Below are 24,539 nucleotides of genomic sequence, written 5' to 3' on the forward strand. Positions count from 1 at the left end.
TGCCCGGGCGCACAATGGAAGCGGGACGAGCTGCTGCCTGAGTGCGGGGTGGTACGGATGTCTGAGCGGTTCCGGAGTGATCCTCGGCTGGCCCTGCGGATGACGGTCACGTTGTTTCTGCTCGGGTTGCTCTATGTCGTGTTCGTGGCCGTGCTGATCGCGCTGCTGAGGTCCTGGGTGCTGGTCGTGGTGATCGCGGCGGGACTGCTGGGGGCGCAGTACTGGTACTCGGACCGGGTCGCGCTGTACGCGATGCGCGGGCGGATCGTGGAGCCGGAGGAGTATCCGCTGCTGCACGGGGTCGTGGACCGGCTGTGCGCGGTCGCGGACGTGCCGAAGCCGCGGGTCGCCGTGGCCGACATGGAGATGCCGAACGCGTTCGCGACCGGGCGGAACGCCGACCACGCCGTGGTGTGCGTGACGACCGGGCTGCTGCGGCGGCTGGAGCCGGACGAGCTGGAGGGTGTGCTCGCGCACGAGCTGTCCCATGTGGCGCACCGCGATGTCGCCGTCATGACGGTCGCCTCGTTCCTCGGGGTGCTCGCCGGGCTCGTCGTCCGGACCGCGTTCTACTCGCACATGTTCGGCGGGCGGCGGGACCAGAACACCGCCGTCGTGTTCAGCGTGATCATGGGCGTCTCCGCCGCCGTGTACGTCCTGAGCTTCCTGCTGATCCGGGTGCTGTCCCGGTACCGCGAGCTGGCCGCCGACCGGGCGGGCGCCCTGCTCACCGGGCGGCCCTCGGCGCTCGCCTCCGCCCTCACCAAGGTCACCGGCGACATCGCGCGCATCCCCACCCGGGACCTGCGCACCTCACAGGCCTTCAACGCGTTCTACTTCACCCCCGCGCTCGGCGACCACCCCCATCTGGCCCACTTCTTCGCCACCCACCCGCCACTGGAGCAGCGGCTCGACCAACTGGCCCGTATCTCGGGCGAGTTGGACGCGGCCGCCGCGCCGGGGTCCGGTGGGTCGGAGGGCGTCGGCGGGTCGGAGGGGGCCGGTGGGTCGGAGGGCGTCGGCGGGTCGGAGGGGGTCGGCGGGTCCGTGGAGCCCGGGTCCGGGAAGGCGGGCTGACGGCATGGGACTGCTGGACATCCTCCTCGGCCGTACGAAGCCGGTCGCACCCGACCTCGACCGGCTCTTCGCCCTCCCCTCGGCCGCCGTCGCCCTGGAGGCGGCCGGCTCCCTCACCCCCACCGGCACGGGCGCGGTGTGCTTCGCGACGGTCGAGGGCGCGGCCTTCGACGGCGTACGGCGCGAGGTGCGGGCCCTGCTCGACGCGGACGCGGGGCGGACCGGGCCGCCGGTCGGGGTCGAGGGACGGCTACCGGGATTCATTCGCAGTGCTCCGGCCTTCAGGCCGGGGTGAAGCGAATCTGATGACGGCGACGCGGAGCGTCGCGGCGTTGCTCCGGCGTGCCGGACACTGCGGTGGGGACGGGAGGGCGAGAGGGTCAGGGTGATGATTCGTTCACCTGTTCCCTATGGTGACGCGTGTGCGATCTCCCTAGTGTGATCGTCATGCAGCTCCGGTACAGCTTCCGTCTGTACCCGGATGCCGGTCAGCGCACCGCGCTGGCCAGGGCCTTCGGGTGCGCCCGTGTCGTGTTCAACGACGCGGTGCGTGCCCGGGAGGACGCCCGCCGGGCCGGGCAGCCGTTCCCGACGGCGGGAGAGCTGTCGAGGAGGCTGGTCACCGAGGCGAAGCGAACGCCGGAGCGGTCCTGGCTGGGCGAGGTCTCCGCAGTTGTCCTGCAGCAGTCCCTGCGGGATGCCGAGAGCGCGTACCGCAACTTCTTCGCCTCCTTCAAGGGCGCCCGCAAGGGACCGAAGGTCGGCACGCCCCGCTTCAAGTCCCGCAAGGACAACCGGCAGTCGATCCGGTTCACCGCCAACGCCCGCTGGAGCATCACCGGCAGCGGACGGCTGAGCCTGCCGAAGATCGGCACGGTGAAGGTGAAATGGTCCCGCACGCTGCCTGTCACGCCCACCTCCGTCACCGTTATCAAGGACGCGGCCGGCCGGTATTTCGCGTCCTTCGTCATCAACACCGACCCCGCCACCGACGCCGCCCGGATGCCCGACACCGGCACCACCATCGGCATCGACCTCGGCCTGACCCACTTCGCCGTCCTGTCCACCGGAGAGAAGATCGAATCCCCGCGCTTCCTACGGCGCGCGGAGAAGAAGCTGAAGAGGGCCCAGCGCGAGCTGTCCCGCAAGCAGAAGGGGTCCAAGAACCGGGCCAAGGCCCGCCTGAAGGTCGCCCGCGCGCACGCCAAGGTCGCCGACGCACGCCGTGAGTTCCACCACCAGCTCTCCACCAGGCTGATCTCCGAGAACCAAGGAATCGCCGTGGAGGACCTGTCGGTGGCGGGACTGGCCCGCACCAGGCTGGCCAAGTCCGTGCACGATGCCGGATGGTCCTCGTTCACCAGCATGCTGAAGTACAAAGCGGCCAGGTACGGACGCACCCTGATCACGATCGGCCGGTTCACCCCGACCTCGCAGACCTGCTCGACCTGCGGCGCGGTGGACGGGCCCAAACCCCTGCACGTGCGGGAATGGACGTGTACTGCCTGCGGCGCGGTCCACGACCGGGACATCAACGCCGCGATCAACGTGAAGACGGCCGCCGGACTGGCGGTATCGGCCTGCGGAGCGCCGGTAAGACCGGGAGCAATTCCGGCACAGCGCGAAGAAACAGGAAGCCACGGATTCCCGACCGGAAACCGTGCCGCGTAGCGGCACAGCAACCAGTCGAGAAGGCCAGAATCCTCGGGCATCAGCCCGAGGATGCAAGTCAATCGTGGCTGGTCTCCCCCGGGGGACCCGGGGGGCAGTGGGATCTGCGGGACCTGCCCGCGCTGGTGAGCGATCTGCACGCGGTCAACAGCGCTCTGGAGGGCGGCGGGTTCGGGCCTCAACTGCTGTGCTCGGTCGTCGGTTTCCGCCGTGCGGGCGGGAGTGAGGACGGAGTCGGGCACGTCGGTGAGGGTGACCGTGACGGGACCCGGCTCGGGATCGTCTATCTCTACAAGCGCGGGACGTTCTATCCGTTCGCGCCGCTGCCGGGTGCCGGGCAGCGGCGCGACAACGCGCTCGAGCTACGGGTCCGGGCGGTGCTCGGGGACGAGCTGCGGGTCGAACCCGAGCTGAGCCGGTGGTTCCCGGTCTGGGGTGCCCCGGGGCTGTGACCTCGGCCCCGGGACACCGCCGGACGTTGCTCCTTGTCGCTGTTCGTCGCTACTTCTTGCTCTTGTCGCGCTCCTGCCGACGGGTCTCGAAAGGCCGTTCGCGGCGGTAGCGGCGCTCCCACTTCGCCTGCTGGTCACGGCGATCGCGGTACGCGCGGTAGGAGGCGGGCTGGGCCGAGCCGCCGCTCGCCGGGGAACCCGACGAGGACGCCGCCGAGCCTCCCCCCGTGCGGCCGTAGCGGACGTACAGGTAGAGCAGGGCGACTGCGGCCAGCCAGAGGATCTGGTTCGAGAAACCCATGACGACCAGAACGGCGGTCGCCGAAAGGATCAAGGTGCCCATGACGGGACTCCTCGGGGCGTGGCGTGGGTGATGACTGTGCGGGGAAGAGTAGCCCCGGGGCCGGAAAGTGGTGCCCGTCGTGCACGGGCCCGGTCTTCCGGGGGCCTTCGCTCCGCGTTTCCAGGATGCTCGTGTGACGGGTGCGGGGGCATCCCATTTATCGGGAGCCGGCTCCTTGTCGGAGACCTCCGCTCCTCGTCGGGGATGCTGACCGCATGACATTCGACGATCAGGAGTGGGCAGCGACCCGCGCGTGGGTGGCCGAGCAGCTCCCCGCGGGCCGCTCCGTGCGGAACTCGACCGATCTGCGCGGCGGTTGGACGTCGCGGATGCGTCGGCTGGAACTCGACGACGGTACGGATCTGGTCCTGCGGTCGTTCGTGAAACCGTTCTTCCGGCTGCACGCGCCGGGGCTGTTGCGCCGCGAGGCCGACATGCTCACCCTGCTCGCCGACCATGACGACATTCCCGCGCCCCTTCTGCACGCCGTCGACCCGACGGCCGAACTCGCCGACCACCCCTCGCTGTTGATGTCCCTGTTGCCGGGGTCCGTGCGGGTCGCGGAGGACGCGGACCTGGAGAGCCGGCTGGACCTGCTCGCCGGGCAGCTCGCCCGGATCCACGCGGTCGTACCGGAGGAACGGCCTCGCGCCTACCAGGCCTGGACCTCGCCCGAACGGGTCACCACGCCCGGCGGTCCCCTGTGGGAACGGGCCGTGGACGTGATCCGGCGGGAGGCGCCCGCGTACGAGGGGTGCTTTCTGCACCGGGACTTCCATCCGGGGAACGTGCTGTTCACGGGCGCGGGCGCGCGGGGTGATCTGCGGATCGGCGGGGTCGTGGACTGGGTCGAGACCTCGTGGGGGCCCGCCGATCTGGACGTGGCGCACTGTTCGACGGCGGTGGCGCTGCTGTACGGGGCCGCGTACGGGGCGGGGTTCCGGGCGCGGTACGAGGCGCGGGGCGGGCGCCCGCTGGCGCGGAACCGGGACCACGCGTACTGGCTGCTGCTGGACGCGCTCGCGTACGCGCCGGACGCGGAGAAGCTGGCGGGTCCCTGGCGTGAGCTGGGGCGCACGGATCTGACGCCGGAGGTGCTGGGGGCACGGCTGGAGGCGTACGTGGGCGGGGTGGTGGAGCGGTACGCGTAGGGACTGTCAGTGGGGACCGGGAGGATGTGGTCAGGGGGCTGTTGTTCGGTGGTGTGCGGGGCCCTCGGTGGATGTGATGGGCTCGCGGGGGCGGAGAGCTTCGCGGCTCGGCGGGCGGGACGCGGCGTGTGGGTGGAGGCGGTCGGTGTGGGTGACGGGCGGCGGTATGTCGGGGTGGGCGAGCGGCGCGTGCGGTTGGGGCTGCGGCACCGGTTGGCCGGATCGGCGCGGTCGGCGGGTCCCGAGGAGGTGGCCGGCGCGCTCGTCGCCCTGCACGGCTCGGATCCCGCGACGGTGTTCCTGGCCGTGGGCGCACGGCTCGCCGACGCCGCGCGGACGGTGACCGAGACCGAGCGGGCGCTCTACGCGGACCGGACGCTCGTCCGGATGCACGGCATGCGGCACACGGTGTTCGTGTTCCCCACGGAGCTCGCCGCCGTGGTGCACGCCTCGACCGGCCTCACGGTCGCCGCGCGGGAGCGGGCCGCGCTGCTGAAGGAGATGGCGACGGCCGGCGCCCCGGACGCGGCCTGGCTGAAGGACGTCGAGGAGGCGGCGCTGGCCGCGCTGGCCCGCCGGGGCCAGGCCACGGCGTCCGAACTCGCCGAGGACGAACCGAGGTTGAGGGAGCGGTTCGTGTACGCGGCCGGCAAGAGCTACGAGGGGACGCACAGCGTCTCGACCCGGCTGCTCAGGGTGCTGGGGGTGGAGGGCAGGGTCGTACGGGGACGGCCGCTCGGCTCCTGGACGTCGAGCCAGTTCCGTTGGGCCGTGGCACCCGCCCATCCCGAGTTGGACGCGGCCGAGGCCCAGGCGTCGCTGCTGGGCCGGTGGTTGGCGGCCTGCGGTCCGGCGACCGAGGCGGACCTCAAGTGGTGGACGGGGTGGAAGGTCACCGAGGTGCGGCGGGCGCTGGCGGCGATCGGGGCGCGGGCCGTGACGCTGGACGAGGGCACGGGGTTCGTGACCGCCGAGGACGAGGAACCGGTCCCCGACCCCGGCGAGCCCTGGGCCGCCCTGCTCCCGGCGCTCGACCCGACGGCCATGGGGTGGCGCGACCGCGACTGGTACCTCGCCCCCGGGGTACGGGCCGCGCTCTTCGACTACAGCGGCAACATCGGCCCGACGGTGTGGTGGAACGGCCGGGTGGTGGGCGGGTGGGCCCAGCGGGCGGACGGGGAGGTCGTGTGGCGGTTGCTGGACACGGACGGGGTGGGACGGGAGGCCGAGGAGGCGATCCACGAGGAGACCGCACGGCTTCAGGGGTGGGTCGGGGGCACGCGCGTCACACCGCGCTTCCGGACCCCGCTGGAGAAGGAGTTGGTGTCGGGCGGGTGAGGGGGCGCCTGATAGCTCGGGGGTACGGGCGCGTCGGCGGGTGCGGGATGGGGCGCCTATCAGCTCGGGGGTACGGGTGCGTTGGCGGGTGCGGGATGGGGCGCCTATCAGCTCGGGGGTACGGGTGCGTTGGCGGGTGCGGGGTGGGACGCCTATCAGCTCGGGGGTTCGGTGCGTTGGCGGGTGCGGGATGGGGCGCCTGATAGCTCGGGGGTGGGGTTCGTCGGCGGGTGCGGGTGGGTTGTGGTTGCTCGCGCAGTTCCCCGCGCCCCTGAAAAGCAGGGGCTGCGCCCCGTGCTTTTCAGGCCCGCAGGGCCTGGGCTTTTAGGGGCGCGGGGAACTGCGCGAGAAGCCCCACCGGCCCGCGGACGAGATGCCGGCCCGTGGACGAAGTGCCGACACATCCGCCGGGTGCCCGCGCAGCAAAAGCCCGGCGAGCGCCAGGTGCCCGCGCAGCGAAAGGCCGACACAAGCACCGGGTGCCGCGCAGCAAAAGGCCGGCCCGAGCACCCGGTGCCCGCGCAGCGAAAGGCCGACACGAGCGCCGGGTGGCCGCGCAGCGACGGCGCACCCGGCGTCGCGGCTCACTTCTCCGGGCACTCCTTCCAGGCCAAGTGGTAGATCGTGCTGATGTCACCGTCCGTCGAGTCCATGGTCATGAAGCTCGTGCTGCCCGCCGGCGACGACCCCCGGTTGACCCGCAGCTCGGTGTTGATGTTGAAGTTCCGCTCGACCCCACAGGGCGCCCACACCAGTTGGGCCCAGTCGGTCTCGTCCGTGGCCTGCCAGTTGTCCTCGAGGGGGCCGTTGAACGTGTGGGTCCGCGCGGCCGTGTCGGGCGACCCCTGGAAGTAGTACGAGGCCTTCTCCACGCCGCTCGCACCGCGCTGGAGCGAGGCGAAGCCTCGGTAGTCCACGCTGGCGATGGCGTACGTGAAGCCGCCAGGCACATGGACGATCAGGTTGAGCTGGCAGTTCTTGCGGAACGCGGTGGACGGGGCGCCACCGCCGACCTGGGCGAGGTAGTCGCTGTAGGTCACCGTGAACGCGGTGTTGTCCGGCGAGACGGCGACCGCGGCCGTGCCCGCCGGACAGCCGGAGCCGTTCACCGTGGCGACCTTGATGACGATCTTGTCCGGGGGCGGGTCCTCGAAGGGGGAATCGGCCTGCGCGGGAAGCGCGGAGGCGAAGAGGGCGGCGACCGCGCCGCCCAGGAGGAGACCTCGAACCATGGGGGGTTCTCCTATCAGGGTCATGCACATGTCAACAAACATGCGCGAGGACCCCACGGTCCGCGAGAAACACAGCCATGCGGGCACAGTCTGTGAAACACCTGTGAAGACCGAGGGGCGACCGCATCGTATGGACCCCGGGCGGGCAGGGCTAGGGCGATCTCCGGCCAACCCTGGCGGCCGGAGATCGCCCATTTTTCAAGCACCCGAGCACCGAGCACCCGAGCACCCGAGCACCCGGGCGGCGTCAGCGGTCGTACCGCGTCAGCCGCCCCACCGCGTCAGCGGCTGTAGCGCATCAGCGCCCGCACCATGTGGCACGTGGTGTCCGACGGCGGGTGCACCCCGATGACCTCCGCCGTGCTCCGGATCGTCTCGTTGCGCGCCTGGTTCGGCGTGTGGACACCGGAGTCGAGCAGGGCGATCGCGAGGCGCATGGCCTTCAGGCGCCGGTTGTGGGTGATGTACCACTCGCGCGGGCGGCCCGGCGGCAGCGTGTGCTTCACCACCGGGGCGTAGGGCAGGTCGAGCAGTACGGGGTGCTGGACGGTGGACTGGGTGGGCAGCGGCTTCGACTTCAGTGCGGCAGCGGGCAAGACATCCTCCTGTCGCGGTCTGGGCGCCGCCGGAAATCCCCCGTCGGCAACCCTCGAACACTGCTTCTATTTTACTACCCACCACTGACAATCGCCCCTGGCCAGAAGGGTTCTGAGGGTCCTGTGACAGAGGTGGAACACGGGTTTTTCCGGCCCGGTTGGCTACGGTGGGCGGCATGGAGATCTGGATCAATCCGGCCTGTTCCAAGTGCCGCAGCGCCCTCAGCCTGCTCGACGCCGAGGGCGCCGACTACACCGTCCGCCGCTATCTGGAGGACGTCCCGAGCGAGGACGAGATCCGTGCCGTACTGGAGCGGCTCGGGCTCGAACCGTGGGACATCACCCGCACCCAGGAGGCCGCCGCCAAGGAGCTCGGCCTCAAGGAGTGGGCCCGGGACGCCGGGACGCGCGACCGGTGGGTCAAGGCACTCGCCGAGCACCCGAAGCTCATCCAGCGGCCGATCATCACCGCGGACGACGGCACAGCGGTGGTGGGGCGCACGGACGAGGCGGTACGGGACGCCCTGTCCAGGTAACTGCAGTGTGACGTCCGTTACTTGAGAGTTTCCTGTGACCGTTGAGTAACCTCGTTCGGGATCTCGTACATAGCGGCGTACTCGTCCGATCCGATGGCCCCGGCGAGGGTCCACCAGGAACAGGAGGCGCGCATGTCGCGTAGGAGAACGCTCGGCACGAAGAAGAAGGTCGCGCTGTTCGTGACCGCGGCGGCGGTGGCGGGAGGCGGGGCCTTCGCCATGGCGGCCACGTCGAACGCGGCGCAGTCCGCGGCGGATTCCAGTGTCTGCCAGGGTCTGGCCACCGCTCTCGGCAACAACGAGCGGTTCATCGCGGACCAGAAGGCGAAACCCGACGCCCAGTCGGCGGCCCGGATCGCCAACCGTGAGGCGGTCATCGCCCAGATCAAGGTCCAGCAGGAGGCGTCGGACTGCGTCGTCGGGGAGTCGGCTCAGGGCTCCCAGGCGGCACAGCCCGCACAGCCGTCCGCGCCGGCCGCGGAGACCGGGGGGTCGGCTCAGGACCCCCAGGGCGACGAGGCCGCGGGGAACGCGGGCGGCACGGGGGACGCGGGCGGCGCCGGAGAGGCGGCCGGCGGGAACGCGGGGAACGCCGGTGCGGGCGAGCAGGTCTGCAACGGCTCCACCGTCACCCTCTCCGGCGAGGGCGGCGCCCCGGCCGCGTCCAGCAACGAGTTCCCGGCGGGGACCAAGCTGCGGGTGACCAACCTGGACAACAACAAGTCCACCACCGTGGAGGTCACCTCCGTCTCCGGCAGCTGTGTCCTGTTGAACAACTCGGCCTTCGAACAGGTCCGGGAACCCGGCAAGTTCCTGATCCGCCGCGCGCTGATCGAGAAGGTGGGGTGAGCCCGGCCGGACCGGCGGGCCGGACCCGCTCGTTACGGTGAGGTGAAGGGCAGGCGATCGCCGCCCACGGAGGCCGGCCGCCGCGCACAGCGGTGGCCGGCCTCCCCCGCGCTTACGACCAGCGGGTCCACCGGGACGTGAGTCACGCCACAGAGGTACCAGGTAACACGGGGTTCACATTCGAGCAATGACCGGGAAATCGCAGGTTGACAGGCTGCCCGGCATCAGCGGCGTTTCAGTGCCGCAGCGCCGCAGCACCCGCACATGCGCCTAGTGACCCACCCCGAAGGATGTGTCCCGTGACCTTCAAGGCTGAGTACATCTGGATCGACGGCACCGAGCCGACGGCCAAGCTCCGCTCCAAGACCAAGATCATCGCGGGTGAGCCCGCCGGTCTGGACGCGCTGCCGATCTGGGGCTTCGACGGGTCCTCCACCAACCAGGCCGAGGGGCACTCCTCGGACCGTGTGCTCCAGCCGGTCTTCACCTGCCCGGACCCGATCCGCGGCGGCGACGACGTCCTCGTGCTCTGCGAGGTCCTCAACATCGACATGACGCCGCACGAGTCCAACACCCGTGCCGCGCTGCGTGAGGTCGCCGAGAAGTTCGCCGCGCAGGAGCCGATCTTCGGCATCGAGCAGGAGTACACGTTCTTCCAGGACGGCACCCCGCTCGGCTTCCCCAAGGGCGGCTTCCCGGCCCCCCAGGGCGGCTACTACTGCGGTGTCGGCGCCGACGAGATCTTCGGTCGTGACATCGTCGAGGCCCACCTGGAGAACTGCCTGGCCGCCGGTCTCGGCATCTCCGGCATCAACGCCGAGGTCATGCCCGGCCAGTGGGAGTTCCAGGTCGGCCCGCTGGCCCCGCTGGACGTCTCGGACCAGCTGTGGGTGGCCCGCTGGCTGCTCTACCGCACCGCCGAGGACTTCGACGTCGCCGCCACCCTGGACCCCAAGCCGGCCAAGGGTGACTGGAACGGCGCCGGTGCGCACACCAACTTCTCCACCAAGGCGATGCGCGAGGGCTACGACGCGATCATCACCGCGTGCGAGTCGCTGGGCGAGGGCTCGAAGCCGCTCGACCACGTCAAGAACTACGGCGCCGGCATCGACGACCGTCTGACCGGTCTGCACGAGACCGCCCCGTGGAACGAGTACTCCTACGGTGTCTCCAACCGTGGCGCCTCGGTCCGTATCCCGTGGCAGGTCGAGAAGGACGGCAAGGGCTACATCGAGGACCGTCGACCCAACGCCAACGTCGACCCGTACGTCGTCACGCGCCTGATCGTCGACACCTGCTGCACCGCGCTCGACAAGGCCGGCCAGGTCTGATCCTCGGCAGCCGCACAGCGTTTCCCGTGAGGGCGTCCACCGGTTCGGTGGGCGCCCTCCGGCGTTGTCAGTGGGACGTGTCAGGGTGGGGGCATGAAGATCGACGGGGGCGACCCGAACGACATGGCCGACCGCACCGACCCGGCCGGACTGGCCGTCAAGGTCGAGACGGAGTACGGGGAGAAGCACGCCCGGATCACGGCGGGGCGGCTGCGTGAGTTGGTGTGCCGGATCGGGGACCACGGCGACCGCTTCCTGGTCGTGCAGCGGATACCGGACGTGCCGGACGTCTTCGTCCAGGTCTGGCACCAGCGGGCCGACGACGGCACCGACGGCGAGTACCAGCTGGAGCACCGTGAGGGCCGCGACCGGTTCTTCGGGGCCGTCCTCACCGACCCGGAGCGGGTCGCCGAGGCCATGACCGGCTGGGCGCGGCGGGCGGAGGGCTGGGACACCGGCATCGAGTGGACCCCCGTCGAGCACGACGCCCCCGAGGAGGTGCCGGAGCTCGACGACGACGTACGGGAGCAGACCGAGGAGCGGGTACGGGAGTTGCTGCGCTGCGGATACGACGACCGGGCGCGGCTCAGCGAGGCCGCCGAGGAGTACCTGGTCGAGGGCGACCACCGGCCCGTCTCCCCCGCGCAGGCCCGGCAGCTCGTCGACCGGCTCTGGGTGGACCGGCTCGCCGAGCAGGACACGTGGGACGGGGTCACCGACCCCGAGCGGCTCACCCGTGCCTTCGAGGCCCTCCAGAGGGCGCACGGCATCACCGCCCGGGAGAACTTCACGTGCTGCCGCACCTGCGGTACGAGCGAGATAGGCGCCGAAGGGCCCCCGGACGCCCGTGGGTTCGTGTTCTTCCACTCCCAGTGCACCGAGGGCGCCGCCGCCGGACACGGGCTGATGCTGCTCTACGGCGGCTTCGACGGCTCCGCCGGGACCACGACGGCGGTGGGCCGGGAGGTCGTCGCGGCCCTCGCGGCCGAGGGCTTGTCCACGGAGTGGGACGGCGATCCCGGCACGGCCATCACCGTCACCCCGCTGGATTGGCGGAAACGCCTGGTCGGCTGAGGGCACGACAGACTCCCGTCATGTTCAAGAAGCGTCCAAGCAGTGAGAGGAGGCTCCTGCGACGGGCGTGTGTCTGCTTCAATGGGGCCATGGCCAGCTTCCAGAACCGACGTGCGACGGGTCGCCATGACCTCGAGCCCTTCTGGCCTTCCCGTCAGCACCACGACTTCGACCGGGTGTGTTGCCGCGCGATGAACGCGCCGGCCCTCTAAAGCCGTACACCCCGGCCTTCGGTCGGCGCGGAACGACGTACGTCCCTCGGCGGGTCCCCGACCACGAACTCGGCCGCCGAGGTCTCCCGGACGAACCTCTCGCGCGAAAGAGCTGACCCCTCATGGCGAACACCCGTTCTCTGTCGACCGCCGCCCCGCTGACCGCCGCGTCGGGCTCCTCCCCCGTCGCCGTCCCCTCCCCCGGGCCCGCGCCCCGCCACCGGCTGCGTGCCGTGGGCCGGGACGAGGTCGTGGACATCACCGACTTCCTGCCGCCGGGGGCCACCTGGCTGCCCGCCCCCCAGCACACCCTGCCCACGCTGCCGGGCCGGCCGCCGATGATCGGCTACCTGGTGCTCGTGCCGGCCGACCAGCAGCCGCCGGTGCCGCCGTTCGCGATCGCGGACGACGCCACTCCCACTTCCGCTTCCGCTTCCGCTTCCGCTTCCGCTTCCGTCGAGGTCGGGGACGAGCTGGTCCGCGTGGACACGGCGCAGCGCACCGCGCGGGTCGACGGGCGGCCGCTCGACCTCACCTACCTGGAGTTCGAACTCCTCGCCCATCTGGTCGCGCACCCGGGCCGGGTGCACACCCGCGACCAGTTGGTCACCACGGTGTGGGGCTACGGGCATGTGGGCGACGGGCGGACCGTCGACGTCCACATCGCCCGGCTGCGGCGCAAGCTCGGCGCGGAGTTCCGTCAGGCGATCCAGACGGTGCGGCGGGTCGGGTACAAGTACACACCGCCGCTGGCCCGTTGACTGCGGATCGCCTGAGAGCAGATTCCCGTCCGTAGCCGCCGCCCGGCGGGCAGAGTCGTCGGTATGAGACTTCTGATGCTGGGTGGTACGGAGTTCGTGGGCCGCGCCGTCGTGGAGTCGGCGCGCGCCCGCGGCTGGGAGGTGACCGTCTTCCACCGGGGACGGCACGCACCTCCGGCCGGGGTGCGGTCGTTGCTGGGCGACCGCACCGCACCGGACGGGCTCGCGGCGCTCGTCGAGGCCTCCACCGCCGGTTCCGGTTCCGGCGGGGGCGGGTGGGATGTCGTCGTCGACACGTGGTCGGCGGCGCCGCGAGCCGTTCGGGACACCGCGCGGCTGCTGGCCGACAAGGTCGAACGGTATGTGTACGTGTCGAGTTGCTCGGTGTACGCCTGGCCCCCGGCCGCCGGGTACGACGAGGGGGCGCCCTTGGTGGAGGGCGCGTCGGCCGACGCGGAGCAGACCGACTACGCCCGTGACAAGCGGGGTGGTGAGCTCGCCGCGGTCGAGGCGTTCGGCGCCGACCGCTCGCTCCTCGTGCGCTCCGGGCTGATCCTCGGCCCGTACGAGAACATCGGCCGACTGCCCTGGTGGCTCAACCGTGTCGCCCGGGGCGGACCGGTCCTGGCGCCCGGCCCCCGGGACCTCCCCCTCCAGTACGTCGACGTCCGCGATCTCGCCGACTGGTTGCTCGGCGCGGCGGAACGAGGGCTGGGCGGCGCCTACAACCTGGCCGGTCCCCCGGGCACGACCAGCATGGGGGAACTGCTCGACGCCTGCGTGCGGGTGACCGGCGGACGGGCCGAACTCCGCTGGACCGCACCGGAGTTGATCCTCGACGCAGGGATCGAGCCGTGGACGGGCCTGCCGGTGTGGGTGCCGGAGGGCAGCGACCTGCACGACGCGCTGCACCGGGCGGACGTGTCACGGGCGGTGCGGGACGGACTGCGCTGCCGGGACGTCACGGAGACCGTGCGGGACACCTGGGAGTGGCTGACGGGACTCGGCGGCATCGCACCGCACCGGCCCGACCGGCCGCCGGTGGGTCTGGACCCGGCGCTGGAGGCGAAGGTGCTCGGCCGGTAGCGCCGGGGGGGCGGTTCGGCGGCAGAACGGGCAATCGGCACGCGGGCGGCGGTTCTCGCGTATCTTGACCAGGGCCGCCGAAACGTTCCCTTCACGGACCCCGCCCGGGACCCTCACCGCGCACACGCCGTAGACGGGCGGCAACTCCCGGTGTTCCGTGGGGTGTTGAAACCAGTTTGTCCCACGAATCTCTCAGCAATTTCTGAGTCGCCTGAACACTCCTGGGACTCACCGCGTATCTGATGGAGCCGCTTCACTCCTGTCGGGCGCCTCGATGCCCCGCAAGGAAGTCAGAGGAGTTCCATGGGACGCAACACACGCAAACGACGTTCGCCGCTGGCCGTCCGGGCCATCGCCGCATCCGCGGCGCTCGCGGTCGCGGGCGGCGGCCTGGTCTGGGCGAACTTCTACGCCTCAGCGGGCGAGTCGGAGTCCGGGCAGAACAGCACGCTGGCCTCCGCGCAGGTGGCCACGATCGACTGCCCGGACGTCGGTCAGCAGCTGACGAACGTGCCCGAGAGGGCACGCAAGGGTGTCGCCAAGGAGCTGGCGCTGCTGGACCAGCAGATCACCGAGGCCTACAAGCGCCTCGCTGACACGCGCCAGGCCCAGGCGGGAGACGCCGGCTTCGTCAACAACGCCATCATCGGCCCGCTCAAGTCCAAGCGAGTGGCCACCCTCGACCGGATCGGCATCAACATCCGGAACGCGGGCGGACAGACTCCGCAGGGCATGGACCAGCTCGCCGGCTGCAAGGGCGTCGCTGACCCGAACCAGACCAACGCGGGTGGCGGCCAGGACCAGGGCGGCAACAACGACGGTCAGGACCAGAACCAGGACGGTGACGGTCAGAACCAGGGTGACGGCCAGAACCAGGGCGGCGACGGCCAGAACCAGGGTGACGGTCAGAACCAGGGCGGCGACGGTCAGAACCAGGGTGGCGGCGGCCAGGGCGGCAACGGTCCGGTCGCGGGCGACTTCATCGACATCAACCAGGTCCAGCCGAACGGCGGCCCGAAGGGTGTCGGCGGCAACGGCCTCGCGGCCAACGGCGACAGCGGTTCGACGGGTACCTTCACCACGAACTGCGGCACCAACGAGAACGAGCTCCGCAACTCGGACAACGTGATCGTCGCCCCCGGTGTCAGCAACGGCGCCCAGCACCAGCACGACTACGTCGGCAACCAGAGCAACAACGCCTTCGCGAGCGACCAGGACCTGGCCAACGCGCAGACCACCTGCCAGAACCAGGGCGACAAGTCCTCCTACTTCTGGCCGGTCATCCGTCTGCAGGACGGCACCAACGACATCGACGCCAACGCGCCCGGCGGTGGCCAGGACGGCAACGTCGGCAAGATCGTCGAGCCGAGCCAGGCCGAGCTGAAGTTCGTCGGCAACAAGCAGGGCGACGTCGTCGCGATGCCGACCGCGCTGCGCATCATCACCGGTGACGCTAAGTCCTTCGTGAACGGTCTGAACAACGCCAACACGAACTGGAGCTGCACGGGCTTCGAGGACCGTGTGGTGACGGACAAGTACCCGATCTGCCCGCAGGGCAGCTCCGTGGTCCGGACGTCCTTCTTCCAGAGCTGCTGGGACGGCCAGAACATCGACAGCGCCAACCACCGCACGCACGTCGACTTCGTCGAGCAGGACGGCAGCTGCTCCAACGGCTTCCAGGCCATCCCGCAGCTCCAGGTCCGCCTGGTCTACGACATCCCGGCCCCGTCCATCCAGAACGGGCAGCTGCAGAACGCGTACGCGATCGACTCCTTCCCGGACCAGCTGCACAAGGCCATCACCGACCACAACGACTTCATCAACTTCTTCGACGAGAACACGATGAACCAGGTGGTCGACTGCATCAACAGTGGCCAGGACTGCCAGTAGTCCTGAAGCAGCCACAGTCATCCTGAAGCGGTGACGAGGAAGCCGGCGGTGGGAATCCCACCGCCGGCTTTCCGTTTCCCTCGCGGTCGGTCGGCCGCCGGGGCCGCCGTCAGCCGCTGTGGTTGCCGTTGTTGTGGCTGCCGCCGGGGTTCATGTGCGCGGACCCCTCCTGCACCTCTCCGCCGAGCGTGCCCTGCAGCCCGCCCACGGTCTTCTTCTCCCCTACGGCGACCCACTTGCGGCCGACGAGGTAGTACCCGCCGTAGTCCTTGGCGCCGGCGAGCCACTCCGCCTGGCCCCGGTCGGTGGCGAAGGTCGCGAGGACGAACTTGCCGTCGAAGTCGCCGTCCTTGTTGGTGCACAGGGCCTGCCGGATGGTGTCCGCGTCCGTCTGCATGTCCGGCTTGCAGCCGACCTCGCCCGCGATGTGCTCCAGCGTCCCGGTCGCCGTCTTCGGAACGGCGGCCTCGGCGTCGTCGCCCGAGCCGCAGCCGGTCAGCAGCAGCAGGGCGGCGACCGTGCCGGCCGCGCTCCCCGCAAGGCTCTTCCTCGTCAAACTCATCCGTACCTCCGCGTCCATTCCGGCGACGTGAACTCGCCAGCTCCGTGCGCACCGTTGTTCACGGACGGTCGCCCAGTTAGCGTGCCGCCACTGTCGACACAGGGGGCACACAGACATGAACAGTCCGTCGCGACGCACGGTGCTGGGCTCGGCCGGTGTCATCGGCCTCGGAACCTACCTGCAGTGGTCGGCCCCGGCCCACGCCGCAGAGAGCCCCGGCGAGGGCCCCGTCTTCGATACGGCTCCCGCGCGCTCCGCGCTCAATCGGCTGCTGCCCGGCCACGCCGGACAGTTCCGGCTCAGTCTGCTCGACCGCAGCGGCACCGTCGACCGTTTCCGGGTCACGGGCACCACCGGGAGCATCCGGGTCCAGGCCACGACTCCCGCCACCCTGCTCATGGGCGTCCACTGGTACCTCAAGTACGTCTGCGGGGCGCACCTCGCCTGGAACGGCAGCCAGCTCGACCTGCCGAAGCGCCTGCCCGCGCCGGCCCGCCCCCTGGAGAGATCCACCGCCCTCCCCCACCGCTTCGCGCTCAACGACACCAACGACGGCTACACCGCCCCGTACGCGGACTGGCCGTACTGGGAGCACCAGATCGACCTGCTGGCGGCGCACGGCTGCAACGAGGTGCTGGTCATCGCGGGGATGGAGGCCGTCTACCACCGGCTGCTGAAGGACTTCGGCTACTCCGACGAGGAGTCCCGGGCCTGGCTGCCCGCGCCCTCGCACCAGCCCTGGTGGCTGCTGCAGAACCTCTCCGGCTACGGCGGCCCCCTCTCCCCCGAGCTGATCGCCCGCCGGGCCGCCCTGGGCCGGCGGATCGCCGACCGGCTGCGCGAACTGGGCATGTCGCCGGTGCTGCCCGGCTACTACGGGCATGTGCCCAAGGAGTTCGTCCAGCGCAACGGCGGTGACGCGCACGTCGTCCCGCAGGGCATCTGGCACGGCTTCGAACGCCCCGACTGGCTCGACCCGCGCACCGACACCTTCGCCCGGGTCGCCGCCTCCTTCTACGGCCACCTCCAGGACGTGTACGGCGAGGCGTCCCTCTTCAAGATGGACCTGCTGCACGAGGGCGGCACCGCGGGCGACGTGCCGGTGCCGGACGCCGCGCAGGGCGTGGAGCGCGCCCTCCAGAAGGCCCGTCCGGGCGCCACCTGGGTGATCCTTGGCTGGCAGGAGAACCCGCTGCCCGAACTCCTGGACGCCATCGACCGGTCGAAGATGCTGATCGTGGACGGGGTGTCCGACCGCTACAGCAGCGTCACGAACCGCGAGCGCGACTGGGGCGGCACCCCGTACTGCTTCGGCACAATCCCCAACTTCGGCGGCCGGACGACCATCGGGGCCCGCGCGCACCTGTGGAACGACAAGTTCTTCGCCTGGCGGGACAAGGCCGACAGCGCGCTCGTCGGTACGGCGTTCATGCCGGAGGCCACCGACCGCGACCCGGCGGCCTTCGAGCTCTTCTCCGAACTGGCCTGGACACCGAAGAAGATCGACCGGGCCGCCTGGTTCTCCTCGTACGCCGACTTCCGCTACGGCGGCCGCGACGAGGGTGCCCGCAAGGCGTGGCGGGCGCTGCACGACACCGCCTACCAGCAGCGGGCCGTGGAGCGCAGCGACCCGCACGACTCGCTCTTCTGCGCCCGCCCCGACCTGGCGGCGGACCGGGCCGCCGAGTACGCGCCGAGGACCCTGACGTACGACCCGGGCCGCTTCGACGCGGCGCTCGCGGGCCTGCTGGGCGTGGCGAGCGGGCTGCGCCGCAGCCCGGCGTACCGGTACGACGTGGTGGACGTGGCCCGGCAGGCGCTCGCGCACCGGAGCCGGCAGTACCTGCCGCAGCTGCGGGCGGCCTACCGGCGGGGCGATCTCGCGACGTTCCGTGCCCTGTCCACGCTCTGGCTGCGGCTGATGCGCTTGTCGGACGAGGTGACGGGGACGAACTCGGCGTTCCTGCTCGGGCCGTGGGTGAACGACGCGCGGGCGATGGCCACGAACGACGCCGAGCGGGCGGAGTTCGAGCGGACGGCGAAGGTGCTGATCACGGTGTGGGGCGGGCGGGCCACGTCCGACACGGGGAATCTGCACGAGTACGGCAACCGGGAGTGGAACGGTCTCATGGCCGACTTCTATGTGCCGCGCTGGCAGAAGTGGCTGGACACGCTGGAGGACGCGCTCGCCACGGGGACCGCTCCGGCGGCCGTGGACTGGTTCGCGTTCGAGGAGCCGTGGACGCGGGAGCGGAAGGACTATCCGGCGCGGCCGGTGGGGGACGCGCACCGGGCGGCGGTGCGGGTGCGGGACGTGCTGGCGCGGGCGCCGTACCAGGGGTCGCTGACCGTCACCGCCGACCCGCCGGTGCTGCCGCCGGGCGGGCGGGCTCGGCTGTCGGCGGTGTTCCGCAACGTCAACGGGCTGCGGGCCACCGGGCGGGTGGACTTCGCGCTCGGCGGCTTCGCCGGGACGGCCGAGCCGGAGGGGTCGACATCGTTGCCGAGCGTCCCCGCGGCGGGCTCCGGGACGGTGCGGTGGCGCGCGGACCCGCCGGACGCGCCGCTCGACCGGCCGTTGCGGCCGCTGCCGTACACGGTGACGGTGAAGTACGGGCCGCGTGGTGAGGGCCGGGTCGAGGGGCGGTTCGACGGCACGCTCTTCGAGGCCGGGACGTTGGCTTCCGGGTGGCGTACCTACACCAACAATGGCGCCGTCTTCGGACAGTTGGGGGATCGGTTCGGGATCGACGGGGGCGGGGCTGACCTGTGGCGGGGGACGTCGGAGTTCGGCACGGTCTATCGGGCGGGGGCGCTGCGGGACGGGACGGCCGTGACGCTGCGGGTCGACTCCCAGGCGGCGACCGGGAACTGGGCGCGGGCGGGGATCGTGGTGCGGAACAGTCTCGGGACGGCCGGGTCGGCGGGGTTCCTGAATCTGGCGGTCACTCCGGGGAACGGGGTGGTGTTGTCGTACGACAGCACGGGGGACGGGACGCTCGACACGTATCGGCGGATCACGGGGGTGAAGGCGCCGGTGGTGTTGCGGTTGCGGCGGACGGGGGTGGGGGCGTACACGGGGGAGTGTTCTACGGATGAGGGGGCGACGTGGCGGGTGGTGGCGTCGGTGGGGGTGCCGGGGGGCTTGGCCGGGGGGCAGGATGTGGGGCTCTTCATGAGTGCGACGAATGGGGGGAGCGGGGCTCGGGGGTTGGTCGAGTTCAGTGGGTGGTCGTTGGACTGACCTTTTCTCGCCCCCGCCGCCCCTACCCGTCCCATCCTCAAGGGGCTGCGCCCCTTTGACCCCCATGCGTCCGTCCGGTGGGGGCTGGTCGCGCAGTTCCCCGCGCCCCTGAAAAGCCGGGGCTGCGCCCCGCGCTTTTCAGGCCCGCAGGGCCTGGTCTTTCAGGGGCGCGGGGAACTGCGCGAGAAGCCCCACTCACCCGCAGCCGCCGACGAAACCCGTACACCCATCCCACTGGGCGCCCCGGCCCACCCCAGTGGAACGGCGGCGTGGTGACCATCTGACCTATCGCTCGTTTTGTTGAACGTGCAGTCACAGGATGTCGCCCCGCGCCCCGCAGCTTCCCGCGTTCAGGAGTCGGTCGTGGATGTCGAGCAGGCGGAGGCCGCGCTCGTCGAGCACTACCCGCGTCTGGTGCGGCTCGCCTATCTGACGTTGCCGCCGAGCCTGGGCCGCAACCGCCGTGTCCTGACGGCGCACGCGCTGACGCAGCGGGCGCTGCCGAGGGGACGCAAGTCGGCCCCGCTGATCCCGGCCCAGGCGACGGGCACGGGAACCGTGGCGGGGCGCGAGCGCAACCCCGGGTACGCCTACGTCCGGCTCCAAGTGGTCCGCACCGCCCTGGAGGCCGGACTGCCGCTGCGGCGCAGGGCGTGGCCGAAGCGGTCCCAACTGCCGCCGCTGCTCCCGAGGGTGTGGGGGCTGCGGCTCTTCCCCCGCTCGGGCGGCGCCGACGAACTGGCCCTGGACCAGCGGCTGTCGGCGCTCTCTTCGCCGGCCCGCGCCGCCTATGTCCTGCGGGGACTGGAGAAGCTCCCCGACCCGGTGATCCGGACGCTCCTCGAAGAGGCCGGGGCCGATGATCCGGCCGCCGCGCTGCGGGAGGCCGACTCGGTGCCGGCGCGGCTGCACGCGCTGCTCCTCTCCCCCGAGTACGACCCCTGCTCACTGCACGCCCGCCCCACCGATCTCATGCGCCGCCGCCAGCACACCAAGGCCGCGCTGGCCGCCACGGCCGCCGTGGTGGTGTGCGGGGCGCTCCTCGGCCTGCCCGGGGAGGGATGGGGCCCGGACGGCGCGGCGGCGCCCCCGTACGCGCTCAACCCGGCGGCCCAGGAGGCGCTCGATCCGGGCCGATTGGCGAAGGCGTCGGCCACGGCGTGGCAGGCGACGGGGCGGACCGACTTCACCACCTGGCCCGCGCGCGGCGATCTCGTCGAGGACAAGGCGCTGTTGCGGCGGGCCCTCGCGGTCTGGGCCCGCCCCGGCGAGTCCGTGCAGGTCGCGGTCACCCTCGGCACCCAGGCCGGTCCCCCGCCCGGCCCGCCGCGGTTGCTGTACGCGGGCAAGGTCGACAACCTCAGGGTCGTCCTGCTCCACGACGGCCTGCGGATCGCCCGGTACGCCGAGCCGCTCGACGACCCGGGCATGGCGGCCCTCGACCTGACCCGGGTGGACGGGGCGACCGGCGCCGGCGCGAGCGCCCTGGTGCTGGGCCGGGTCGACGGCAACGTCCGCTATCTGACGGCTCCTTGGGTGCGCGCGGCGGCCGTACGGGATCTGACGAAGACCGACGGCGAGGTGCGGAGGCTGGCACTGGCGAAGGACGGGACGACGGCCCCGTTCGCCAGTCCGGCGGTGCGGACCGGGACGTGCGAGTCGTGGGACGTCCTTCAGCTGACCGACGCCACGGGCCGTACCCGGCTGTTGAGCGATCTGGCGGAGGTGGTTCCCGCGCACCTCACCGTGGGCCGCCCGTCGACCGCGCCCGCCCGTGACGCGTCCGCCGCCCCCGCCGCCTGGGCTCCCTTCGCCTGCTCCCTCGCCGCCGTGCGGTCGCAGGGTGTGCGGACCGTCAACGCCTGGCAGTTCGCCCGCCAGCCGCTGCCCGACGGCAGCGGCACGGCCGACTGGGTGTGCACCCGCACCGAGACCTGGCGGGGCGCGGGCACCCGGGCGATGACCCAGTTCAACACCCCGGCCGGCGCGTACGTCACGGCCGCCGCCGACGAGGTCCCCGCCTGCGGCCCGGCCGACCCCCATGTCCTCGCCGTGGGGCCCTGGAAGTCCGCGGCAGGCACCTCCTATCTGCTGGCCGCCGGCGGCAAGGACACCGTCTCCGTCGAACTGAGCGGCGGGGTGAACGGATCGGCGCAGGGCAACCTGCTCGCCGTACCGGCCGAGGACGGCGCGCGGGCGGAGTTGAAGGGGACGCTGGCGAACGGCCGGGAGATCAACGGGCTTCAGCCCGCCCGGTGACGAGAGACCGGTGACCGAGAGGCCCGTGACCGAGAGGCCCGTGACCGAGAAGTCGGTGACCGAGAAGTCGGTGACCAAAGGCTCGAACACCTATACGCTATCCAGCCGATGACCGGCCGGAATGAATCGGTAAGGTGTTCGTATGCGAACCGGTGTGCGCCGCAGGATGGGTGTGGAGGAGCGGCGGCAGCAGTTGATCGGGGTGGCCCTCGAACTGTTCAGCCGGCGCTCGCCCGACGAGGTCTCCATCGACGAGATAGCGTCGGCGGCGGGCATCTCCCGCCCGCTCGTCTACCACTACTTCCCCGGCAAACTCAGCCTGTACGAGGCCGCGTTGCAGCGTGCCTCCGATGATCTGGCGAACCGTTTCGTGGAGCCCCGGGAGGGCCCGCTCGGCGCCCGGCTGCTCCGGGTCACCCACCGGTTCTTCGACTTCGTCGACGCACACGGCCCCGGGTTCTCGGCCCTGATGCGGGGCGGCCCGGCCGTCGGCTCGTCCCGTACCAACGCCCTCGTCGACGGCGTACGGCAGGCCGCCTATGTCCAGATCCTTTCGCACCTGGACGTCGACGCCCCGCCGGCCCGCCTCGAACTCGTCGTCCGCTCCTGGATCTCGCTCGCCGAGTCCACGGCCCTCATCTGGCTGGACGGCCGCCGTATCCCGAGACAGGAGCTGGAGCTCCAACTCGTCCATGACTTCGCGGCCCTGGCGGCTGTCAGCGCCGCCCAGGACGAGGACATGGCGGCCCTGCTCCGCCGCGTCCTCGCCGACGAGCCTTCGGACGGCCCGTTCAGCGAACTGGCGGGCCGCCTGGTGGCTCTGGCCCGCGGCTGATCGTCGGCTAGACCTCGAACTTCCGGTACGACGGATCCAGGTCCCGCACCTCCGCCGACGCGTGGAACGCGAGCCCCTCCCGCACCTTCACGTGCTCCCGGAGCAGCCCGAGCACGTTCTCCGTCAGCGTCACCTTCGTCTCGTCGGTCCGTCCGGCGAGCAGCCCCAGCGTGACGTGCACGATCGCGTGGCCGTCCGTGTCGGGCCCGACGACCGTGTCCTCGGTGGCCCGGAACTGCGTCTTGCAGGCCTCCGGCTTCGCGGCGGCCGTCCGTACGACCTCCTCGTGCAGGGCCTTGGCGAACGCGGGCCGGTCGAAGCCGTCGGAGAGGACGGCGGAGTAGTCAACAGTGATCTGCGGCATGCGGTCACCCTAACCGCAGCCGCAACGCCAGCATCGCGATGTCGTCCTCCCGGTCCCGGCCGAAGCAGTGCAGCAAGGTGTCGCACAACGCGACCGCCCCGGTCGGGGCGTCCGCCGCGGCGGCCCGCAGTTGCTCCAGGGAGAGCGACAGATCGATGCCGCGGGTCTCGACGAGCCCGTCGGTGACCATGAGCAGCCGGTCCGTCGGCCACAGCACCGTCTCCGTGGGCTCGGGCCGTTCGAGCCCGAGCCCGAGGAGCGGCCCGGCGGCCTTCATGTACTCGGCGTCGCCGGAGTCGCGGACGATCAACGGCGGGATGTGACCCGCGTTGGCGACCCGCACCCGCCCGCTGTCCGGTTCGACGAGGGCCAGACAGACGGTGGCGGTGACGTCGGGGTGGTAGTGCTGGAGCATCCGGTCGAGCCGCCGGGCGAGCGCCGCCGGGTCGGACTGCTCCACGCAGTAGGCGCGCAGGGCGTGCCGGATCTCCACCATCACGGTGGCCGCTTCCAGGGAGTGCCCGACGACGTCGCCGACGGCGGTGAGGACACCGCCGGGGGTGGACAGGGCCGCGTAGAAGTCACCGCCGATCTCGGTCTGCCGGGATGCGGGCACATACCGTACGACGACTTCGAGGCCGGGGAACTCGGGCACCCGCTTGGGCAGGAAGCTGTGCTGGAGGGTCAGCGCGACATGGCGCTCGACCTGGTACATCAGCAGGGGTTGCGCGGCCAGCGCGGTGGCCTGCGCGAGGCGGGCGACCAGCCCCGTCGTGTCGGAGGCCGTGCCCCGGGCGCCGTGCACGGGTGTGGCGACGCAGACGGGCGTGCCGCTCTCGGTGCGGGCGAGGACCAGGCGGGCGTCCTCGGTGACGCCGGGCCGGAAGAAGCCCGCGGGCCACAGCGGCGCGGGGACGACCGTGTCGTGCGGGCCGGGGTCGCCGTCGGTGACGCGGCGGATGAGCCGGGCCACGGCCTCGTGCGCGCCGGCGTCGGGGAGGGTGGTGCGGGCCCTGGCCCGGGAGGTGCCGCTGTAGAGGTGGCCGTCCTCGCCGAGCACGAACACGGCGGCCGGCGACCGGGTGAGCCGGGCGGCCCCCTCGGCGGCGGCGCCGGCCAGTTCGTCCAGGGTGCGGGCGGCCTGGACGTCGACGATGGTCTCGGAGAGCAGGGTGAGCCGTCGTACGAGGGCCTCGGCGCCGTTGCGCATCCGGGCGCTGCGGACGGCCGCGCGGACGACCGCCTGGATCTCCTCCGGTTCGGCGGGGACCGTCAGATAGGCCTCGCCGCCCGCGTCGAGGCCCCGGCAGCGGTCGATGGGGGCGACGGAGGCGGCGGAGAAGTGGACGACGGGCAGGGCGGCCGTCGGGGGCCGCGATTTGAGGCGGCGGCAGAGTTCGAACCCGCTCATGTCGGGCAGGCCGACGTCGACGAGGGCCACGTCCGGCAGGACTCCCGAGCGGAACCGCACGTCGAGTTCGGCGAGGGCCTCACCGGCGCTGGCGACGGGGACGACGCTGTGCCCGGCCCTGCGCAGCACCGCGCCCATCGCGTAACGGCTGGCGGCCGCGTCGTCGACCACCAGGACCGTGGTGCTTGCTTCGTCGGCCATCAGGCTCATGAGGCTCTCGTCGTCGCCGGCACTCGGATGGTGCGGACCGGGCCCCCTGCTCCGT

19 protein-coding genes and 3 pseudogenes are annotated in these 24,539 nt (G+C 71.6%); 16 read left to right on the forward strand and 6 right to left on the reverse strand.

Annotated features, from left to right (window positions below):
- Positions 1–57: 57 nt before the first annotated feature.
- The 4 genes and pseudogenes from htpX to pspAB (L3078_RS12910) all read left to right on the forward strand — a co-directional run.
- Positions 58–963 (forward strand): annotated as a pseudogene (gene htpX / locus L3078_RS12895) (zinc metalloprotease HtpX); the annotation flags it as partial.
- Positions 964–1,081: 118 nt separating this feature from the next.
- Positions 1,082–1,312, forward strand: a pseudogene (gene pspAB, locus L3078_RS12900) (PspA-associated protein PspAB); the annotation flags it as partial.
- Between the two features lie 212 nt (positions 1,313–1,524).
- Positions 1,525–2,748 (forward strand): RNA-guided endonuclease InsQ/TnpB family protein, encoded by a 1,224-nt coding sequence (locus L3078_RS12905; RefSeq protein ID WP_239753583.1) that lies wholly within the window; start codon positions 1,525–1,527, stop codon positions 2,746–2,748.
- 11 nt (positions 2,749–2,759) lie between these two features.
- A pseudogene (gene pspAB / locus L3078_RS12910) lies at positions 2,760–3,200 on the forward strand (PspA-associated protein PspAB); the annotation flags it as partial.
- Positions 3,201–3,249: 49 nt separating this feature from the next.
- Here pspAB (L3078_RS12910) and L3078_RS12915 read toward each other — a convergent pair.
- A complete protein-coding gene (locus L3078_RS12915) occupies positions 3,250–3,543 on the reverse strand; it encodes a hypothetical protein (protein ID WP_239753584.1) in 294 nt (97 codons plus the stop codon).
- Positions 3,544–3,758: 215 nt separating this feature from the next.
- On the opposite strand from L3078_RS12915, the gene L3078_RS44555 reads away from it, so the two are divergent.
- Together L3078_RS44555 and L3078_RS12925 are read left to right on the forward strand one after the other, a co-directional pair.
- Positions 3,759–4,694: a phosphotransferase family protein gene (locus L3078_RS44555; RefSeq protein ID WP_275593137.1), complete on the forward strand. Its 936-nt coding sequence runs from the start codon at positions 3,759–3,761 to the stop codon at positions 4,692–4,694.
- A gap of 147 nt (positions 4,695–4,841) precedes the next feature.
- Positions 4,842–6,032 carry a winged helix DNA-binding domain-containing protein gene (locus L3078_RS12925; protein WP_239753585.1) on the forward strand — a complete coding sequence of 397 codons (1,191 nt, stop codon included), beginning with the start codon at positions 4,842–4,844 and terminating at the stop codon, positions 6,030–6,032.
- 584 nt (positions 6,033–6,616) lie between these two features.
- Here L3078_RS12925 and L3078_RS12930 read toward each other — a convergent pair.
- Together L3078_RS12930 and L3078_RS12935 are read right to left on the reverse strand one after the other, a co-directional pair.
- Positions 6,617–7,264 carry a DUF4360 domain-containing protein gene (locus L3078_RS12930; protein ID WP_239753586.1) on the reverse strand — a complete coding sequence of 216 codons (648 nt, stop codon included), beginning with the start codon at positions 7,262–7,264 and terminating at the stop codon, positions 6,617–6,619.
- A 281-nt stretch (positions 7,265–7,545) separates the two neighbouring features.
- Complete coding sequence (locus L3078_RS12935) at positions 7,546–7,860, reverse strand: hypothetical protein (RefSeq protein WP_239753587.1); 315 nt, start codon at positions 7,858–7,860, stop codon at positions 7,546–7,548.
- Positions 7,861–8,036: 176 nt separating this feature from the next.
- Between L3078_RS12935 and L3078_RS12940 the strand changes: the two genes are divergently transcribed.
- The 7 genes from L3078_RS12940 (at position 8,037) to L3078_RS12970 (ending at position 15,599) form a co-directional block, all read left to right on the forward strand.
- On the forward strand, positions 8,037–8,396 hold the full coding sequence (locus tag L3078_RS12940; protein ID WP_239753588.1) for an arsenate reductase family protein: 360 nt from the start codon (positions 8,037–8,039) through the stop codon (positions 8,394–8,396).
- A 132-nt stretch (positions 8,397–8,528) separates the two neighbouring features.
- Positions 8,529–9,245 (forward strand): septal ring lytic transglycosylase RlpA family protein, encoded by a 717-nt coding sequence (locus tag L3078_RS12945; protein WP_239753589.1) that lies wholly within the window; start codon positions 8,529–8,531, stop codon positions 9,243–9,245.
- Positions 9,246–9,544: 299 nt separating this feature from the next.
- Positions 9,545–10,576 carry a glutamine synthetase gene (gene glnII / locus L3078_RS12950; RefSeq protein ID WP_239753590.1) on the forward strand — a complete coding sequence of 344 codons (1,032 nt, stop codon included), beginning with the start codon at positions 9,545–9,547 and terminating at the stop codon, positions 10,574–10,576.
- 93 nt (positions 10,577–10,669) lie between these two features.
- Positions 10,670–11,650: a DUF6891 domain-containing protein gene (locus L3078_RS12955; protein WP_239753591.1), complete on the forward strand. Its 981-nt coding sequence runs from the start codon at positions 10,670–10,672 to the stop codon at positions 11,648–11,650.
- Between the two features lie 334 nt (positions 11,651–11,984).
- Positions 11,985–12,623 carry a winged helix-turn-helix domain-containing protein gene (locus L3078_RS12960; protein ID WP_239753592.1) on the forward strand — a complete coding sequence of 213 codons (639 nt, stop codon included), beginning with the start codon at positions 11,985–11,987 and terminating at the stop codon, positions 12,621–12,623.
- 63 nt (positions 12,624–12,686) lie between these two features.
- A complete protein-coding gene (locus tag L3078_RS12965; RefSeq protein WP_239753593.1) occupies positions 12,687–13,709 on the forward strand; it encodes an SDR family oxidoreductase in 1,023 nt (340 codons plus the stop codon).
- Positions 13,710–14,012: 303 nt separating this feature from the next.
- Positions 14,013–15,599 (forward strand): DUF1996 domain-containing protein, encoded by a 1,587-nt coding sequence (locus L3078_RS12970; protein ID WP_239753594.1) that lies wholly within the window; start codon positions 14,013–14,015, stop codon positions 15,597–15,599.
- Between the two features lie 109 nt (positions 15,600–15,708).
- Here the strand turns inward: L3078_RS12970 and L3078_RS12975 are convergent, their stop codons facing one another.
- A complete protein-coding gene (locus L3078_RS12975) occupies positions 15,709–16,161 on the reverse strand; it encodes a hypothetical protein (RefSeq protein WP_239753595.1) in 453 nt (150 codons plus the stop codon).
- A gap of 115 nt (positions 16,162–16,276) precedes the next feature.
- Here L3078_RS12975 and L3078_RS12980 point away from each other — a divergent pair, with 115 nt between their 5' ends.
- The 3 genes from L3078_RS12980 to L3078_RS12990 all read left to right on the forward strand — a co-directional run bounded on the left by L3078_RS12980 (position 16,277) and on the right by L3078_RS12990 (position 22,499).
- On the forward strand, positions 16,277–19,405 hold the full coding sequence (locus tag L3078_RS12980; RefSeq protein WP_239753596.1) for an alpha-N-acetylglucosaminidase: 3,129 nt from the start codon (positions 16,277–16,279) through the stop codon (positions 19,403–19,405).
- A gap of 306 nt (positions 19,406–19,711) precedes the next feature.
- On the forward strand, positions 19,712–21,664 hold the full coding sequence (locus L3078_RS12985; RefSeq protein ID WP_239753597.1) for a hypothetical protein: 1,953 nt from the start codon (positions 19,712–19,714) through the stop codon (positions 21,662–21,664).
- A 142-nt stretch (positions 21,665–21,806) separates the two neighbouring features.
- On the forward strand, positions 21,807–22,499 hold the full coding sequence (locus tag L3078_RS12990) for a TetR/AcrR family transcriptional regulator (protein WP_239753598.1): 693 nt from the start codon (positions 21,807–21,809) through the stop codon (positions 22,497–22,499).
- Positions 22,500–22,506: 7 nt separating this feature from the next.
- Here L3078_RS12990 and L3078_RS12995 read toward each other — a convergent pair whose 3' ends face one another.
- Together L3078_RS12995 and L3078_RS13000 are read right to left on the reverse strand one after the other, a co-directional pair.
- Complete coding sequence (locus tag L3078_RS12995; protein WP_239753599.1) at positions 22,507–22,863, reverse strand: 5-carboxymethyl-2-hydroxymuconate Delta-isomerase; 357 nt, start codon at positions 22,861–22,863, stop codon at positions 22,507–22,509.
- 4 nt (positions 22,864–22,867) lie between these two features.
- Positions 22,868–24,475 carry a fused response regulator/phosphatase gene (locus tag L3078_RS13000; protein WP_239760295.1) on the reverse strand — a complete coding sequence of 536 codons (1,608 nt, stop codon included), beginning with the start codon at positions 24,473–24,475 and terminating at the stop codon, positions 22,868–22,870.
- Between the last annotated feature and the right edge of the window lie 64 nt (positions 24,476–24,539).

Origin of the sequence: Streptomyces deccanensis (assembly GCF_022385335.1) — a bacterium.
Taxonomy (GTDB): Bacteria; Actinomycetota; Actinomycetes; order Streptomycetales; family Streptomycetaceae; genus Streptomyces; species Streptomyces deccanensis.

What these genes read in the sequence shown, in the direction of transcription:
- L3078_RS12975 (WP_239753595.1), bottom strand. Translation starts at nt 16,161, where the DNA reads ATGAGTTTGACGAGGAAGAGCCTTGCGGGGAGCGCGGCCGGCACGGTC.
- L3078_RS12970 (WP_239753594.1), top strand. Translation starts at nt 14,013, where the DNA reads ATGGGACGCAACACACGCAAACGACGTTCGCCGCTGGCCGTCCGGGCC.
- L3078_RS44555 (WP_275593137.1), top strand. Translation starts at nt 3,759, where the DNA reads ATGACATTCGACGATCAGGAGTGGGCAGCGACCCGCGCGTGGGTGGCC.
- L3078_RS12960 (WP_239753592.1), top strand. Translation starts at nt 11,985, where the DNA reads ATGGCGAACACCCGTTCTCTGTCGACCGCCGCCCCGCTGACCGCCGCG.
- L3078_RS12905 (WP_239753583.1), top strand. Translation starts at nt 1,525, where the DNA reads ATGCAGCTCCGGTACAGCTTCCGTCTGTACCCGGATGCCGGTCAGCGC.
- L3078_RS12995 (WP_239753599.1), bottom strand. Translation starts at nt 22,863, where the DNA reads ATGCCGCAGATCACTGTTGACTACTCCGCCGTCCTCTCCGACGGCTTC.
- L3078_RS12965 (WP_239753593.1), top strand. Translation starts at nt 12,687, where the DNA reads ATGAGACTTCTGATGCTGGGTGGTACGGAGTTCGTGGGCCGCGCCGTC.
- L3078_RS12915 (WP_239753584.1), bottom strand. Translation starts at nt 3,543, where the DNA reads ATGGGCACCTTGATCCTTTCGGCGACCGCCGTTCTGGTCGTCATGGGT.
- L3078_RS13000 (WP_239760295.1), bottom strand. Translation starts at nt 24,475, where the DNA reads ATGGCCGACGAAGCAAGCACCACGGTCCTGGTGGTCGACGACGCGGCC.
- L3078_RS12940 (WP_239753588.1), top strand. Translation starts at nt 8,037, where the DNA reads ATGGAGATCTGGATCAATCCGGCCTGTTCCAAGTGCCGCAGCGCCCTC.
- L3078_RS12990 (WP_239753598.1), top strand. Translation starts at nt 21,807, where the DNA reads ATGCGAACCGGTGTGCGCCGCAGGATGGGTGTGGAGGAGCGGCGGCAG.
- L3078_RS12955 (WP_239753591.1), top strand. Translation starts at nt 10,670, where the DNA reads ATGAAGATCGACGGGGGCGACCCGAACGACATGGCCGACCGCACCGAC.
- L3078_RS12980 (WP_239753596.1), top strand. Translation starts at nt 16,277, where the DNA reads ATGAACAGTCCGTCGCGACGCACGGTGCTGGGCTCGGCCGGTGTCATC.
- L3078_RS12930 (WP_239753586.1), bottom strand. Translation starts at nt 7,264, where the DNA reads ATGGTTCGAGGTCTCCTCCTGGGCGGCGCGGTCGCCGCCCTCTTCGCC.
- L3078_RS12945 (WP_239753589.1), top strand. Translation starts at nt 8,529, where the DNA reads ATGTCGCGTAGGAGAACGCTCGGCACGAAGAAGAAGGTCGCGCTGTTC.